10 protein-coding genes and 1 pseudogene are annotated in these 15,350 nt (G+C 54.2%); 6 read left to right on the plus strand and 5 right to left on the minus strand.

Translation table 11 applies throughout. From position 1 onward, the window contains the following. Positions 1 to 47: 47 nt before the first annotated feature. On the plus strand, positions 48 to 3,257 hold the full coding sequence (locus tag PsAD37_RS24055) for an EAL domain-containing protein (protein WP_063298232.1): 3,210 nt from the start codon (positions 48 to 50) through the stop codon (positions 3,255 to 3,257). Positions 3,258 to 3,301: 44 nt separating this feature from the next. Here PsAD37_RS24055 and PsAD37_RS24060 read toward each other — a convergent pair whose 3' ends face one another. Beyond that, complete coding sequence (locus tag PsAD37_RS24060) at positions 3,302 to 7,051, minus strand: AAA family ATPase (RefSeq protein WP_063298233.1); 3,750 nt, start codon at positions 7,049 to 7,051, stop codon at positions 3,302 to 3,304. Next, positions 7,051 to 8,298, minus strand: coding sequence for an exonuclease subunit SbcD (locus PsAD37_RS24065; RefSeq protein ID WP_063298303.1), 1,248 nt, complete (start codon positions 8,296 to 8,298; stop codon positions 7,051 to 7,053). The genes PsAD37_RS24060 and PsAD37_RS24065 overlap by 1 nt, the downstream gene beginning before the upstream one ends. A gap of 379 nt (positions 8,299 to 8,677) precedes the next feature. Here PsAD37_RS24065 and PsAD37_RS24070 point away from each other — a divergent pair, with 379 nt between their 5' ends. The 5 genes and pseudogenes from PsAD37_RS24070 (at position 8,678) to PsAD37_RS24090 (ending at position 12,248) form a co-directional block, all read left to right on the plus strand. Beyond that, positions 8,678 to 9,409: a pirin family protein gene (locus PsAD37_RS24070; protein WP_063298234.1), complete on the plus strand. Its 732-nt coding sequence runs from the start codon at positions 8,678 to 8,680 to the stop codon at positions 9,407 to 9,409. 157 nt (positions 9,410 to 9,566) lie between these two features. Continuing rightward, positions 9,567 to 9,929 (plus strand): helix-turn-helix transcriptional regulator, encoded by a 363-nt coding sequence (locus tag PsAD37_RS24075; RefSeq protein WP_063298235.1) that lies wholly within the window; start codon positions 9,567 to 9,569, stop codon positions 9,927 to 9,929. Between the two features lie 22 nt (positions 9,930 to 9,951). Next, a pseudogene (gene arsC / locus PsAD37_RS24080) lies at positions 9,952 to 10,366 on the plus strand (arsenate reductase (glutaredoxin)). 12 nt (positions 10,367 to 10,378) lie between these two features. Further along, positions 10,379 to 11,086 (plus strand): arsenical resistance protein ArsH, encoded by a 708-nt coding sequence (gene arsH, locus PsAD37_RS24085; RefSeq protein WP_063298236.1) that lies wholly within the window; start codon positions 10,379 to 10,381, stop codon positions 11,084 to 11,086. A 259-nt stretch (positions 11,087 to 11,345) separates the two neighbouring features. Next, positions 11,346 to 12,248, plus strand: a complete 903-nt coding sequence (locus PsAD37_RS24090) for a BadF/BadG/BcrA/BcrD ATPase family protein (RefSeq protein WP_208992057.1) — start codon at positions 11,346 to 11,348, stop codon at positions 12,246 to 12,248. Between the two features lie 28 nt (positions 12,249 to 12,276). On the opposite strand, the gene PsAD37_RS24095 is transcribed toward PsAD37_RS24090, so the two are convergent. The 3 genes from PsAD37_RS24095 to PsAD37_RS24105 form a co-directional block, all read right to left on the minus strand. Continuing rightward, positions 12,277 to 12,879, minus strand: coding sequence for a curlin repeat-containing protein (locus tag PsAD37_RS24095; RefSeq protein WP_063298304.1), 603 nt, complete (start codon positions 12,877 to 12,879; stop codon positions 12,277 to 12,279). A 41-nt stretch (positions 12,880 to 12,920) separates the two neighbouring features. Next, positions 12,921 to 13,445, minus strand: a complete 525-nt coding sequence (locus tag PsAD37_RS24100; protein ID WP_063298238.1) for a curlin repeat-containing protein — start codon at positions 13,443 to 13,445, stop codon at positions 12,921 to 12,923. Positions 13,446 to 13,562: 117 nt separating this feature from the next. Continuing rightward, positions 13,563 to 15,122, minus strand: a complete 1,560-nt coding sequence (locus tag PsAD37_RS24105; RefSeq protein ID WP_063298239.1) for a curlin — start codon at positions 15,120 to 15,122, stop codon at positions 13,563 to 13,565. Positions 15,123 to 15,350 lie beyond the last annotated feature (228 nt).

Below are 15,350 nucleotides of genomic sequence, written 5' to 3' on the forward strand. Positions count from 1 at the left end.
TTCCTGTATTGCTCCTTTTCGTTTTAATTGGTTTATCGATACACTTCATGTCAGCGTCATCGTATGCGTCGATTTTCGATCCTGCGACAGGTGGCCTTCACAATCAGCTCAATCAAGCTGAACTGCTCACTCAGCAGCAGAACCTATGGACCATATTGTCTGTTGGATTGTTCGCGCTTGGTGTTCTTGGAATACTGATTGTCTATTCCAGCCTGTTTATTCAAGAGCGTATGCGGGCGACGCGTTTTTTCAACCGTGCCCTTCTCCTCATCGCCATCAGTTCAGCAGCATGCCTGCTCATCGACACAACGCTGAACTTGCCTGATGTAACTGCACAATTGATCCTCTGGCAGTCTCAAGTGGAGTTCAGACCACAGGGAGACATCCACGCCGCTGCAATCCACGCAGCAATGGCAGCGATGATCGCAGTTCTGGCTTATCTGCCTCTATCGCATCAGCTGACACTGCGTGCGACGATCATTCTCGCACTCTCAATCGGCGGGGTCATCTACCCTGCCTACCTGAAGGGTGTCCAAGGGTTACTGCTTCATCTGATTAGCCAAAACACCGTGCTGTCAGTTGGTTTCGAGCAGATTGGCGGCGGTACCGTAGTCACATTGCTCGCAACCTTCGTAGCCTTTTCCGGCATGCTGGTGACCGGACTAAGAAACTCACCAGCGTTACCTGAGTACATTCTGCGCAACACACAAAACTACAACGTGCTGCAGATCAAAGCAGGCGCGGCGCTGATGGCCGTTGGCGGCATTGGCTTTTCTGTCGGTAACACAAGCATTTACTCAGGAGAGCTGGGCAGCGCAATCTTCAACGTTCTTGTCGCAACCGGTGTCTCGGTACTATTGGGTGTCGCCCTCGGCTTCTTTGCACCGCGCAAGGTCATGTACCCAACCATTTTGCTGAGCATGATCGGCGGCTTGTCCTCCGTTCTCGGAAACGCCCAGCATCTGACGGTTGCAGGCGTCGCACTTATTGCTCTGACGGCCTCAGCTGCTTCTATAGCAGTCGCGCGCATTATCTATGCAAGGTCAAAGACCCACAAGGTCATCATTTACTACACCAGCCTTGGCATTGGCTCTCTGATTGGCCTTTTCGGCTTCACAACCGCACTACCAGCAGACCATGCGCTGGCTGGGTTCAGTCTGGATAACCTTATACTTCAGGCAGTTGGAGCTTTACTGACCATCCTTTGGGCCTTCTTGTCAGGTCTATTCCTGTTTACGGCCTTCAAATTTGCGAAGCAGTTTCGCCAAGCCGACGAAATTGATCTGAATGAAACGCCGATTGTCAGCACCATCAGCCAGATGGAGAACTTGATCGGCAAGTTGGTTTGGCATGACGCCAAGCTGGATGAGCGCTTGCCGGTACGGGACAGTGACCCGCAGGAACGCCTCGCTTCGCTCTTCAACACGTTCCTCGACAAGCTTCAGAGCGACGAAAAACGGCGGAAAATCAGCGAAACATCAAACAGTAAGCAGCAGGAAGAACTCAGCAAACTCGCCACATTTGCAGAAGGCGCATTCGAAGGTCTGGCCATCTCGACAGACGGTATTATCGTTGAATGTAACCACGTACTCTACGAGCTGCTGGACTATCAGGCAGGTGAGATGCGCGGGACCAGTTTGCTGTCTCATGTCGCGCCAGACTTCCGCGAAAAAGCGCGTGAGAGCATTCTGGCCAATGAGCCGACCCCGAACGAAGTCATGCTTTTGAGCAAGTCTGGCGAGCGTATTCCGATTGAAGTTCGTGGTCGCTTGATGGAAGTGGCAGACGAGAACCTTCGTGTCTCAGCTGTACGTGATATGCGTAAGCAGAAAGAAGACGAAGCGCGCATTCTCCACCTCGCTCAGCATGACATGTTGACCGGCCTGCCGAACCGAACTTACTTCCGCGAGCGCTTCCAAAAAGCAATCGAAAACCAGGCAAACGCAGAGCAAACAATCTCTGCAGTCATGCTACTGGACCTGGATCGCTTCAAAGATATCAATGACTTATATGGCCACCCAATCGGTGACAAGCTCATTCAGACAGTGGCCCGCCGCCTCAATGCATGCGTCACCCATCACGACACAGTCGCCCGTCTCGGCGGGGATGAGTTTGCGATCATTCAGGTCAATCTCAAGACAACGGCTGAAGTCGGTCTGCTGACCAACAAAATTCTAGAGGTCCTGTCAAAGCCGATTCATGTTGGCAACAATATCACGGTCAGAACGAGCGCCAGCATTGGTATCGCGTTGATTCCAGACCATGGGACGGACCCGGATGAGCTGATGTCCAAGGCGGATATCGCGCTTTATGAGGCTAAAGAAGCTGGCCGAAACACCTTCGCGTTCTTCGAAGACAAGATGGAAGAGGCCATCCTGCTGAGAAGAACAATGGAAGGCGACCTGCGTAACGCATTGGAAAATGAGGAACTTCAGCTTCACTTCCAACCGCAGGCACGCTCTGGCACCCGTTCCATTGTCGGCTTCGAGGCTCTTCTGCGTTGGAACCATCCGGAGAAGGGCCAAATTGGACCGAACAACTTCATCCCGGTTGCGGAGGAAAGTGGTCTGATCATTCCGATTGGCCGTTGGGTTCTGAATGAAGCCTGTGCACAAGCTTCTCAATGGCCGGAGCGGTATCGTGTGGGGGTGAACCTCAGTCCGGTACAGTTCTGTGATGAGTACCTCATACAGGAAGTTGAAGGTGCATTGGCACGAAGTGGGCTGTCTCCGGAGCGTCTGGAACTGGAAATCACTGAGAGTGTACTGATCCACGACGACCGCCGCGCGCTCAATACCTTGAGGCAACTCAAAGAGTTAGGCATCACCATCGCGCTTGATGACTTCGGTACCGGCTACTCTTCTCTCAGCTATCTGCGTCGCTTCCCGTTTGATCGTCTGAAGATCGATCGCAGCTTTGTCAGCGGTGTAACTCAGACGCCGGAACTGGCAGCAATCATCCGTGCTGTCATCGATCTTGGGCAGGCTCTGGGAATGGAAGTTATCGCTGAAGGTGTTGAAACTGAACCAGAATTAGAGCTGTTGCGCAATGAATCCTGCGATGAAGTGCAAGGCTTTTTGATTGGCCGTCCGCAAGTGATGGATGGCGAGATGGCAAAACATGTCAGCAATGCCAATCTGGAAATTCAGGCGTTAGATCAATATATCGCAGCCCTGCAAGAAACCTCTCTGAAGCTAAAAGAGAAGGAAAAACAAGCAGCTGACAAGGCTCTGGGCATGATAGATGCAGGTGACTAGCGCAGCATTTCAGCACTAAAACAATAGGCAGCCAGCAGGACTTATCACCATCCTGCTGGTGCATTCACAGCCACACGGCTCCGTCCAGCACCCTGCCTAACCACCTGAACCTGAACTGGAATTCTATCCTTCAGCGCTTCCACGTGGCTGATGACGCCAACTTTTCTCCCCTGCCCCTGCAGCATCTCCAGCGCATCAATGGCAAGGTCGAGGCTTTCAGCATCCAGAGAACCGAAACCTTCGTCGATAAAGAGCGTATCAACAAACGATTGGCGACCTTCTAAACCGGAGAGAGCAAGTGCCAGGCTGAGCGAAATAAGGAAGCGTTCTCCGCCACTTAGCGATCGTGTAGAGCGTGGTGTGTCGCCCATATCGCGGTCGATGACGAACAGGCCAAGGCCGAAATCAGCCCGTTTTAGCTGGTACCGCGGTTTAAGCTGATGCAGCTGTTTGTTGGCCAGCTCCACCAGCAAATCGAGAGTAACGCCCTGCGCCACCTTCTGGAACTTGGAACCATCCGCAGAGCCAATCGCTTCCGAAATCGCACCCCACGTCTTGGCAGTCTCTTTCGCTTCCAACAACAAACCCATGATTTGCTGGGCCTTTTCCCGCGCGTCCGCATCAACCCGCAGCTTTTCAGAAAGAACGCCCTTGCTCACCTGCAACTCAGCAAGCGTTTGCTTTGAGGCCTCCAACAACGAGGATAACTCCTCCTGCGGCTTCTCCGGCAAAGGTAGTGCCTCAACCGCAGCAAGCTCCTTCTCCCAGGTGGAAACAGCAGTTTGCGTTGCTAAGTAAGCGTCATCCAGCATCTTCAGCTCTGAGGCCAGTGCGTCCAGCTCCTGAGAGCACCGCTCCTGCAATCCGTCATAGGCTTCTTTCGTCAGCCCCAAGCTCGCAAGTTCTGCATTTAACCTGTCAACACAGTCGCTTAGCGCAGAAGCCGCTTTTGCTTCAGCAGCTATTGCCGCTGCCAATCCAGCCTCAATGCGCCCGAATTCTTCTCTTGCGTTGTTTTGTGCGTTGCTAGCGTTATTTTTGCGTTCTTTTGCGTTGCTGTGTTTTTCAGAAAATATCGCCCGATGCGCCCCGGTCGCCATCCCGCCCAACAACAGTTTCCGCTCTGCAGAACGCTCCTGATGCAACAGGCGCAGCTGCTCCAACTGCCTCAGCAACTCGCCGGAGGATTTGGCCAGTCCATCCCGCCGTTCACTCAAACCACTCGTTTTCTGTTCAAGCGATTGCAGCGCGGCAGAAGTTGTTCCCTCCTGCTGCTCCAGTTGCTCCCAGGTGGAGATACGCTCCTGCAAACTCGCCTTCAGTGCTGGTAACTCGGCACCAAGGGACCCGAACACCATGCCACCAGCCAGCAGCGTTTCACCAAGCCGCTGTTCCAATCGTGACTGTGTCTCAAAGTTCTCGGTATGACGACCTTCCACGCCAGAAAGCTCTACCTTGATAGATGAAACCTCTTCAGCCTTGCGAGCCTGATCACCAACTGCTTTCTGGTGCGCATCCCGCAAACCACGCAGCATGACATCCAGCTGCTCCAGCTCTTGACGCAGCACGTCTTCCTGAACAAGAACGGCACGTAGAGCATCAACCTGTGTCGCCACCTGCGCAAGCACAGCGTCCAGCAGGTCCGGCGCATCGAGCAAGCCATCAAGAGCAAACGCCACCTCAACCGGCGGCGCCAAAGCAGCCCACTGCTTTTCCGCCTCAACCCGAAGCGCATCGGCCTCACTGGCATAGCGTTCCATCAGCGCAGAAGCATTTTTCTGCGATGCCTCACAGGCTGCAAGCTGTCCGTTGATCTCGTCTAGGTTTCGCTGCGCAGCTGCGCGAGCTTCTTCCGCTTCCTTGCGCTGTAGAAACACGTCGCCGAACAGCGTGTCCAACGCAGCCCGGCCCTCCTGTGTATCTACGGGGTGATGGTCAGAACCACAGACCGGACATGGTGCATCATCTACCAGCTCGGCGCGCAACAGCTTTACCTGATCGCCTTGCGCCGCTTCAGCAAGAGTGGAAAGGCCGCGCGCTTTCTCAAGGGCTTCTCCCCGAAAAGTCAGTTCACTGGACGCTTTGCCTTTCGCCTGCTGCAACCCGGTCATCTGGTCCACCAGCTTCTTCCAGGTCTCACTCTCAGCCTGCTTGTTGCGCTTGGCTTTCAAAAAGTGGCGAGACGTCTCCTGCAGTTTTTCAGCCCGCTGACGGAACGTAGAAAGCTGCTCCATGCTTTTACGGGCACTCTCAGCACCAAGAGCGGAAATCTCGCCCTTCTTGGCAGCAAACGCGCCTTCACACCCTTCCAGATCAGAAACAAACTGCTCCAGCTGGGCAGAAAGAGTGCTCTGGATATCGCTCAACTCACTCTCGCGCTTGCGCATCTGGGCAAGGTGCGTTGCATCTTTCGTCAGCGCAACCTGAACCCGTTCAAACTCATCCAGATCTGCAATCAGGCTATCCTGACGGTCTTTCAAAATCTTGGTCGCGCTCAATCGCGCCATCTGCTCTTTCACAGTGGCTTGCAAGGCTTTTTGCTCATCCAGAGACTTGGTGTGCTCTGCCAGCGCTGCATCCGCCTGCTTGGCCTCCGCCACAGCAGTGTCAGAGCGGTCCCGCAATTGTTTGCCTTCAACCTCAAGCTCACCCAGCTTGGTGTCCAGTTGCTCAGCTGCACTCCATTCCGGTGTCAACTTGGCGAGTTCAGCTTCCAGCTCATTGAAAACCGCATCAGCCTGTTTGGCCAGCTCTTCCTTGCCAGCAAGGTCTTTGCGGGCACCTTCCAGCATCACCCGGCTTTTTTCAGCAGCAGCACGCGTGCCCGCAACATCCTTCTCGGCCTCAACCACACGGTGGTTCACAGGCTCTAAAGACTTAATGCGCTCAAACTGCGCTTTCAGATCCCGCTTGGCCTTCGCGTTTTCATGGCGGGCCTTCAAAGCTACAAACTCATCTTGCGCTGACGCCAGCTTTGTCTTCGCTTCATCCAGCTTCTGTAAATGGCCCAGCGACTTTGCAATCGCATCCATGTCCGATTGAACAGACTTGGACTGCGTTTCCAGCTCCTCTGACTGCCCCACAAGGGCAGTACGCTCTTCCTCTTCCAAAAGACCAGCCACATCAGACTTTTCTTCCAGTTTTGAGGCTACATCCTTCGCATCAGTAAAGCGCTGGAAAATCTGCTTGGAAATATCCCTGTAGCGCTGCGTGCCCGTCACTTTTTCAAGCAAGGCAGCGCGCTCGTTGTCATTGGCTTTCAGGAAGGCATCAAAATCCCCCTGCGCCAACAAAACCGTACGCTTGAACTGGTCATAGGTCAGGCCCAATCGCTCTTCGACAGCCGCATCCACCTGTTTGATGCCGCTCTCAACCGCAGCATTGTCTTCAATGCGAACCAGCGAGCGTTCCACATTTTGCAAACGTCCTGATGCTTTGTTACGGGCCCGGCGCACAGTCCAGCGCGCACGGTATCCCGTTCCATCCGCGCCAACAAAGTCCGCCTCGGCAAAGCCAGAGGCAGCACCACGTGTAAGCACGGTGCGCGGATTTGTTTCTCGCAGCTCAGCACCGGCAACATCCGGCACGCTATCGCTGCTGCCCGCAGCGCTCAAACGTGGGCATTGCCCAAACAAGGCAAGACACAAAGCATCCAGCAATGTGGATTTGCCCGCACCCGTTTCTCCGGTAATCGCGAACAAACCAGCCCCGTTCAAAGGCTCCTGTTCAAGGTCAATCTCAAACGGAGCCGCCAGACTGGCAAGGTTTTCGCCACGCACCGCTAGAATACGCATTACTCAACCTCCGCTTCTGCGATTGCGCGATAAAAATAATCCAGATGTTTGGCTTCCGGCTCAATGCCGTGCACCCGCTCAAAGGCGGACTTGAAAAGCTCATCCGGCTGAATTTCAGAAAGGCGAATGAGGCTCTCAGCCTCCGCACTTATTGGCTCCTGCGGTTTTTGCCGCAACACCGAAACACCAGCACTGCGCACTGGATATTGCGCAAGGATCTGATCCACCTCAGCTTTCAAGCCACCAGCGGACACCTGCGGTCGCAAGTCCACATGCACAAACGGCTGTTGCTCCAATGGCAGGTCCGCATCCAGCTCCAACGCATCCAGCGCAGGCACCAGCTCTTCAAGCAGCAAACCACCATCGCCCTTCAAGCGATGGAATGGCACAGGCCGCGTCAACTCAAGCCTCTCAAGCGAAAGCACACCGGCATCAGAAAAGCTCAGCAGATTAACGCCGTGCTTGTAATGCTGCTCGGTGACAGAAAGAGGAAACGGGGACCCGGAATAGCGGATAGTTTCTTTGCCCACCTTCTGCGGTTTATGCAAATGCCCAAGCGCCACATAAGTCAGATCATCAGGAAACTGCTCCCACGGCATGGCATGCTCACCGCCAATCAGAATACGGCGCTCCGCCCCTTCTGACTCCAGACCACCCGCCACATGCAAGTGACCAGTCGCAATAAGCGGCATCTCACCAATCTGCTCACGAGCTTGCGAGGCTGCCGCCTCATAAAGCTCCGCAACAGCCCGCACCACAGGAGACCCTTCCTCTGAAGAAGAGAAACTCAGCCCCGGCAAATCCGTTGCCCGAGGAAACGGCAGCGCCAGCACATAGGCTTTCACTGCACCATCACTGTCATGAAGCGGTACAAGATGATGGGAAAGGTCCAGCAAGCCATCGTTTCGGCGCACCATGCCAACCGCCTGCACGCCAATCTTTTGAAACAGCACACCCGGCGCTTCCACACGTCCGGCAGGGTCATGATTGCCAGCAGTCAGCACTGTCACCAGATGCGGACGCTTCTCGCGGAACCGCGCGAGTACCTCATACAACATCTGCGTGGCATCTGCGGATGGGTTCTGGTTGTCAAACACGTCTCCTGCCACAACCAGCGCATCCACCTCATGGCGTTCAATCAACTCTTCAAGCTCTATGAAGAATTGTTGATGCTCATAGGTGCGCGACCAGCCATTCAGACTCTGGCCAATATGCCAGTCTGCTGTGTGCAGGATTTTCAACGCCATACTACCTGTTCCACGCTCCAAGCCTTGAGGGCAGCCGTTTTGAAGGACAGCTGCATCATGACTCAGAAATTTTTCATTAACCAATCCGCAAATTAGGCATAGGGTTTACACAGAAGTCTTTAAAGCGCGGCGCTAACCCACAGATTTAGGGGCTTTGGCACAAGTAGCGCACAGGAATCTGTGCCAGCACCTCCCCCTGCGAAATTTTTGAGAAATTCAGAGCCGGATTTTGCAGTTTCCGAAAACACGCCCCGAATCTATTCGTTCACTAATGGCGAACAATCAGATCACCAAAGCTTACCTTGTTCATTCCAAGCACTGGAATATCTTTAAGGGCATGACGACACCACTGTAAATATTAAGAAATCAGGAGAGCCCCATGTCTGTTACAGCATCTGATTTGAAACTGAGAGTTCGCCCTTCCCACCAGCGCGGCCATGCCGATGCAGGTTGGTTGAAATCCGCCCACTCCTTCAGCTTCGCCAGCTATTTTGACCGCAATAACATGAACTTCCACAATCTGCGGGTCATCAACGATGACTGGGTCGGCCCGGATGGCGGCTTCCCCATGCACCCCCATGAGAACTTCGAAATCTTCTCCTACATGCTGGAAGGCGCGCTGGAACACAAAGACACCATGGGCAACGGCAGCACCGTGCACAAAGGTGGCATCCAGTTCATGAGCACCGGCACCGGCGTGCAGCACTCCGAGTTCAACCCGTCCAGCACGGACGAAACGCACCTGCTCCAGATCTGGTTGATCCCGGACCGCAAGAACACCACACCGCGCTATGAAATGCTGGACCTGAGCGACGAAGCCCGCAGCGGCAAACTGCAACTGTTCCTCTCACACGATGGCCGTGACGGGTCCATCCGCACAGAAGCCGCCGCCGATATCTACTCCGGCAAGCTGGATGGCGCTGACACCATCAGCTTTGAGCTGGCAGACGAGCGCGCAGTCTACGTGCACGTAGCCCGCGGCGAAGTGCAGGTCGGTGGCCAAACGCTGAGTGATGGCGATGCCATTGAAGCAGAAGGCCGCGGCACGCTGGAACTGAGCAACGGCAACGGCGCTGAGGTCATTCTCTTCCACCTTGCACCGCGCGGCTAAACACAACACACACCCCATCTGGACCACCCAATGCCTGACAGGTTGGCATTGGCACATTGGAGGGAGGCACTCCTCAATAACAACAAAAGCCTCCCTCTCTTTTGTCCTTCAAAAGACTCACCTTGCAATACTACAAGGATATTTGTAGTATTATTGCATGACAGAGAATTCTGAGTGCAACACCTCCGCAAATCTAAAGGAAGACGAAGCCGTCGCAGCGCTGAGCGCTCTGGCACATAAAGACAGGCTCGCTGCCTTCCGTCTCATCCTGACAGCAATGCCCAAGGGCCTGCCCTCCGGACAGATCGCCAAAGATCTCTCCATCGCCCCCACACGCATGTCCTTTCACCTTGCAACGCTTGAACGCGCCGGGCTCCTCACCGCCCAGCGCGAAGGCCGTGTGGTGCGCTATGCCATTGCCCCGCACACCATGCGCGGCCTGCTTCGTTTCCTGACGCAGGATTGCTGCAGCGGCGATCCTACCCTGTGTCTGGATTTCAACCCGTTTCCTTGTCGTTGACCGCCCCCATCGGAGAGACCAAATGAACCCGATCATCTACCACAACCCAAAATGCGGCACCTCCCGCAACACCCTCGCCATGCTCAAGCAGGCAGGCAGGCATGGAACCAGAGGTTATTGAGTACCTCAAAACCCCGCCTTCCCGCGCTACACTGGAAAAGCTGATCAAAGACAGCGGCCTCACCGTGCGCGAAATCCTGCGCAAAAAAGGCACGCCCTACGAAGAACTCGGCCTCGATGATGAAAAGTGGACCGACGCGCAGCTCATCGACTTCATCGAGCAACACCCGATCCTCATGAACCGCCCATTCGTCACCACCACCAAAGGCACCCGCCTCTGCCGCCCCTCCGAAGTCCTGCTGGAAATTCTGGATGAGGAACAGATAGGCGCATTCACCAAGGAAGACGGCGAAGTCGTCATTCCGGCAAAGGGTTAAGCCGTGTCTGAGATGTCTTCTGATCTGCCAAAGGTGGAGGCCGACAGCTTCCACCCCATCAACACCAGTGCTCTACGCAAAGACGATGCGCCAGACCACGCCCCACGCATCCTGCTGCTCTACGGCTCCCTGCGCAAACGCTCCTTCTCCCGCCTCGCAGTGCTGGAAGCCCAGCGCATACTGGAGCAGCTCGGCGCCGAGACGCGCATCTTCAACCCAAGCGGCCTGCCACTGGCTGATGATGCAGAGCCTAACCACCCCAAGGTGCAGGAACTGCGTGAGCTGATGATGTGGTCCGAAGGTCAGGTCTGGTGCTCACCAGAGCGCCACGGCTCCATGACCGGCATCATGAAAACTATGATTGACTGGGTGCCCCTCTCCGTCGGCGCTGTCCGCCCAACTCAAGGCAAGACACTGGCTCTGATGCAGGTCAGCGGCGGTTCCCAAAGCTTCAACGCCGTCAACCAGATGCGCGTACTCGGCCGCTGGATGCGCATGGTCACCATTCCAAACCAGTCCTCCATCCCCAAAGCGTTTCTGGAGTTCGACGAGACCGACCGCATGAAGCCGTCCTCTCTCTACGATCGCGTGGTGGACGTTATGGAAGAACTCATGAAATTCACCCACCTCACCCGCGGCCATGCAGACTACCTGACCGACCGCTACTCCGAACGCAAAGAAACCGCAGCAGAACTCTCTGCAAGGGTGAACACGAAGTAAGAACGGCACACCTCACGGCAAGGGGCTCAGCTCTCAGCCAGCAAGCCATCACACCATAAGCGCGCTACAACCCAAAAACCTCAGCGCGCTTATGGTCTTCGAGGTCCAACACTGGCCAAGGCGCTTGCTCATCAACAAACTGGTCAGCCAACACATCCTATTCCAGCCACCGTCACCACTCCCCCTCAACCCACCGCCCGCTAAAACTGACAAGTCTCAACCATGCATTAAACACCTGCTGCCATACACAGCAGTGGGATTGGAACAAACAGAGGCAAGCTTCATGGATTACATTCTGGGTGTTGATGGCGGTGGCTCCAGTTGTCGTGCTGCAATCGCAACGGCAGATGGACGTTTGCTGGGACGCGGCAAAGCCGGATCAGCCAACATCTACAGCGACCCGACCCAGAGCCTCAGCTCCATTCTCCATGCCGCCAAAGAGGCCTGCAAGGACGCAGGGCTGACCGAAGAGGCCTTGCAACAAACATTCGCAGTGCTGGGGCTGGCAGGCGCCAACGCCCACAACGCCCACAACGACCCCATTGGCCTTGCCGAAAACCTGCCGTTCGCCGCCGTTCAGGTCGTCTCCGACAGCTTAATCGCATTGGAAGGCGCTCATGATTCTGACGACGGTGTCATCGGCATCCTCGGCACAGGGTCCAACTTCATGGCCCGCAAAGGCGAAAAGCACTATTACCTTGGCGGCTGGGGCTTCCATTGCGGGGATCAGGGCAGCGGCGCCAAAATGGGCGAACGCGCACTGGAAGAAGCCTTGCTCGCCCACGACGGCCTGCGCAGCCTCTGTCCGTTAACGGAGCACATTCTGCGCCAGTTTAACGACGATCCGCGTAAGCTTTCCGAGTTTGCCCGCACCGCAAAGCCAAAAGACTTTGGCGAGTTCATGCCCATCATCCTTGTCTATGCCAAGCAACAAAGCCGCCTTGCCCTCGACATTGTCGAGGAAGGCACCACCTATGTGGCCTCCGCCCTCCGGCTTTTAAGCGATGATGGCAAACTCCCCATCGCTTTGCTCGGCGGCCTGAGCCACGCCTACGACTCGTTTCTGCCTCCAGACCTGAAGCAGTTCATCGTGCCCGCCAAGAACGACGCCCTGCGCGGGGCTCTGGCAATGGCAGAGCGTGAGAACGCCCTGAACACCTGAAGCTCGCCTCTGCAAAAGTCTGGCCAGTCTACTGCTGATGCACCATCACAGTATTGCCTGGCGCATAGACAGTAAGCGTATTGCCAGCAGCAACATCTGAAGTTTTAAGCCCGTTCCCACGCTGTGTGTAAAGCACATTGGTCCCGTTGCTCGTCACAGCAAGCCCGGCTTCGTTGTTATTGCCATGTTGCCATAACGTGCCCTTGGAACTGCTGCCAGACACCTCCACAGCCCCCTGATTGGCATCCCCCGTCTGGAACAGGTTACCGGTTGAATTATCACCCGAAATCACAACACTCGCATCATTGCCAACACCAGCAGCAGAAGGCGCGAGAAAGCTGTTGCGCACAGCAAGCGCAGCAACATTATCTGCTGTATCCAACGTGTTTTTGGAAGCGCCAAAAATCTTGCCAACAAACCATGTTCCGCGCAAAGCCTGTTGCCCCAGACCTGCAGCAAGAGTGTCTCCACCTTGCAAAACAGTAGCCTCACTGTTGCTCGCACTTTGCGAAACCTGAACTTCGTGATTGTCCCCCACCTGCCGGATGAGAGCCGTGTTCCCATCACCTGCAAAAGCCGCAGACTGCATCAAAACAGATGCCAGAATAAAACCAGCTAATTTCCTAAACATATCCATCACCCGAAAATTCGGAGCGAGGAGCCCACTGAAGGCTATTGCCCCTGCATGATACTCAGAGAATTTCCATCTCCAAATTGATTGAAGAGCGCGCGGTTGTTGTTCCCGAACTGCCCCACCAGCGCATTGTTGTTGTGCCCATAAGTTCTGCCAGAGAGCGCATTGCCATATCCATATTGGATAAACCCAAAGCCATTCCCGGTTCCCTCAGCCTCATAAAGCACCGTATTCCCGGTCCCAATGATCAGCCCCTGCCCGGCAACCGGAGAGTTAGGTACATCACTCACAAGTTCCGGCATCACGGGAAGGATCAAAGTAGCGTAACTTTCTTCTAGCCCCCGAAGACTGATGGTGTTCCCACCAAACTCCGTCACTTGAGGAATGTTACCCGTAAACACCTTTGCGCTCTTGTCCTCCAGTAGTTGAGAGGTTGAGGCACCCTGCTGATACCCAGAGACATCAACTTGCGGAATAACCGCCATTTCCTGGGCAGAAACTCCAGAAAGAGCACCACAAACAGCACTACCAAAAACGAAAAAACCAACACGCCCAAACAACATTGCAATGCTCCGGAAGTGGACTACGCCACTCCCATCACATCACAGCGGTTTCTATTTTTTCTGGATTCAGTCACTAAAACTAAAAAGACCCCGGCCCGTAGGCCGGGGGAAAAAGACTTACCAGTTGGAACCCATCAATGTATTGAACGGAACAGAACTGTCAGTCACGATAGCTGGAACTCCCACACTGGCAGCCCCCTGATTAATGGTCGCAGAGTTGCTGTCACCCGTCTGGCTGACATTAGCAACGTTGAAGTCGCCCTTCTGGCCAACCATTGCTCTGTTGTGGCTTCCCATCACAGAGACGCCGGCTTCGTTGTAATCACCGATCTGCCCGACCTGAATGTGGTTATCATTGCTGGTAGAAGCGTCAGTCCGATTACCAACATTACCGGTGATAGAGTTGCCTGTACCGTTCTGGGTGAGGAAGATCTTGTTCTGATCACCATTAACGTCTTCAAAATCGATGTTGTTGCCATCACCACCTTTTTGAATGAACTGCAGGCGGTTATAGCTACCATCAACAACACCAACAGTTACGCCGTTGTCGCTTGTCGTCTGCAACACATAGAACTTGTTGAGGTTCGGACCATTCAAGCCATCAATGTAAACGCCGTTGTTATCACCAGACTGCTTCACAGCAATATACTGCCGATCGCCCCATGAATAACCGGAGAAGGCATTGCCAGCACCAGACTGCTGAATGGAAACTTTGCCGTTAGTACCAGCACCCACGTAGTCAACTGTGTTGGAGTCTCCAGCCTGACGCGCACGGATCATAAAGTTACTGCCGTTTAGACTGACATCAATATCCTGCATGTCACCAGTCTGGCGGTATCCAGCATCATTCATGTCACCTTCAATGACAGATTTGGTGTAGGACTGATTCGAACCAGCATCCTGAACCAGATCGACCATATTGCCGACACCTCTGGACTCAAGCCAGAAATTGTTGCGTGAACCATTCTGAAGAGCTGATGTGTCGTTGGCAGAACCAACCTGAATCAGCTTTGCACCATGGGATGGACCTTCAACGACAGGAGTACCCGTTCCCGTTGGATCTGGTGGAACATCATCGATATTGGCACCATTAAGTTCCCCACGCTGACGGATTGAAGCGGTGTTAACTCCACCAACAGCATTGGTGTTTTCTTGAGTAACCCGAGCCACAACGTTGGTATCACCGCGCTGGTCAATTGTCAGGCTGTTCTGCAAGGCAACAGCACCGACTTGACCAGTCTGGTTGACACGCCAGACACGATGATCAGGAGTACGATCAGAGGGAGAACCATTTGCACGCTGCAAGATGCTTGCAGTGTTCTGGTCACCAGACTGAGTGACATTTCTTACCATCTGATTGTTATCTTGGTTGACGGAAAGAGTGTTGCTGGCGCCATGCTGCACCATTTGACCATGATGGTTGGTGTTAGCAGTGCGGTTGTTACCTGCAATGTTGTTGCTGCCAGTCTGCAGTACAGTCGCAGTGTTTCCGCCACCTGCAGTGTTGGTCTGCACTACAATCGCATCGTTGCTGTCGCCAATCTGGGTGATTGTACCCGTGTTGCCTGCACCAGCAAGATTTACCTGGCTCAGAGAAGATGCATTACCATCTCCCGCATGAGCAGCAGCAACTGAAAATGCCAAAGCTGAACATGACAAAATAAGAATTTGCTTCATAATTACGAACCTTCACCTATAATAGTTCGGGTGAGCAAAGGAGATTGTAACCAATCACATTTGCTCCGTTGCGACATGAGGGTGTGTGAGTTTTTGCGAGGTCGCACACCCTCTATTACCGTTTTTACGGTAACCGAGATCTCTTGCCACCATTTCTCATAGTCACTTATTTTCAATGTCTTAGAGAAATTTTGGATCAAGAGGAAAAAGATGGATGTTGTTCTAGAA

Source organism: Pseudovibrio sp. Ad37, assembly GCF_001623075.1.
In the GTDB taxonomy this organism is placed as follows: Bacteria; Pseudomonadota; Alphaproteobacteria; order Rhizobiales; family Stappiaceae; genus Pseudovibrio.

Excerpts from the sequence above, each read along its gene's own strand:
- PsAD37_RS24055 (WP_063298232.1), top strand. The coding sequence starts at position 48 with ATGTCAGCGTCATCGTATGCGTCGATTTTCGATCCTGCGACAGGTGGC.
- PsAD37_RS24060 (WP_063298233.1), bottom strand. The coding sequence starts at position 7,051 with ATGCGTATTCTAGCGGTGCGTGGCGAAAACCTTGCCAGTCTGGCGGCT.
- PsAD37_RS24065 (WP_063298303.1), bottom strand. The coding sequence starts at position 8,298 with ATGGCGTTGAAAATCCTGCACACAGCAGACTGGCATATTGGCCAGAGT.
- PsAD37_RS24070 (WP_063298234.1), top strand. The coding sequence starts at position 8,678 with ATGTCTGTTACAGCATCTGATTTGAAACTGAGAGTTCGCCCTTCCCAC.
- PsAD37_RS24075 (WP_063298235.1), top strand. The coding sequence starts at position 9,567 with ATGACAGAGAATTCTGAGTGCAACACCTCCGCAAATCTAAAGGAAGAC.
- arsH (WP_063298236.1), top strand. The coding sequence starts at position 10,379 with ATGTCTTCTGATCTGCCAAAGGTGGAGGCCGACAGCTTCCACCCCATC.
- PsAD37_RS24095 (WP_063298304.1), bottom strand. The coding sequence starts at position 12,879 with ATGTTTAGGAAATTAGCTGGTTTTATTCTGGCATCTGTTTTGATGCAG.
- PsAD37_RS24100 (WP_063298238.1), bottom strand. The coding sequence starts at position 13,445 with ATGTTGTTTGGGCGTGTTGGTTTTTTCGTTTTTGGTAGTGCTGTTTGT.
- PsAD37_RS24105 (WP_063298239.1), bottom strand. The coding sequence starts at position 15,122 with ATGAAGCAAATTCTTATTTTGTCATGTTCAGCTTTGGCATTTTCAGTT.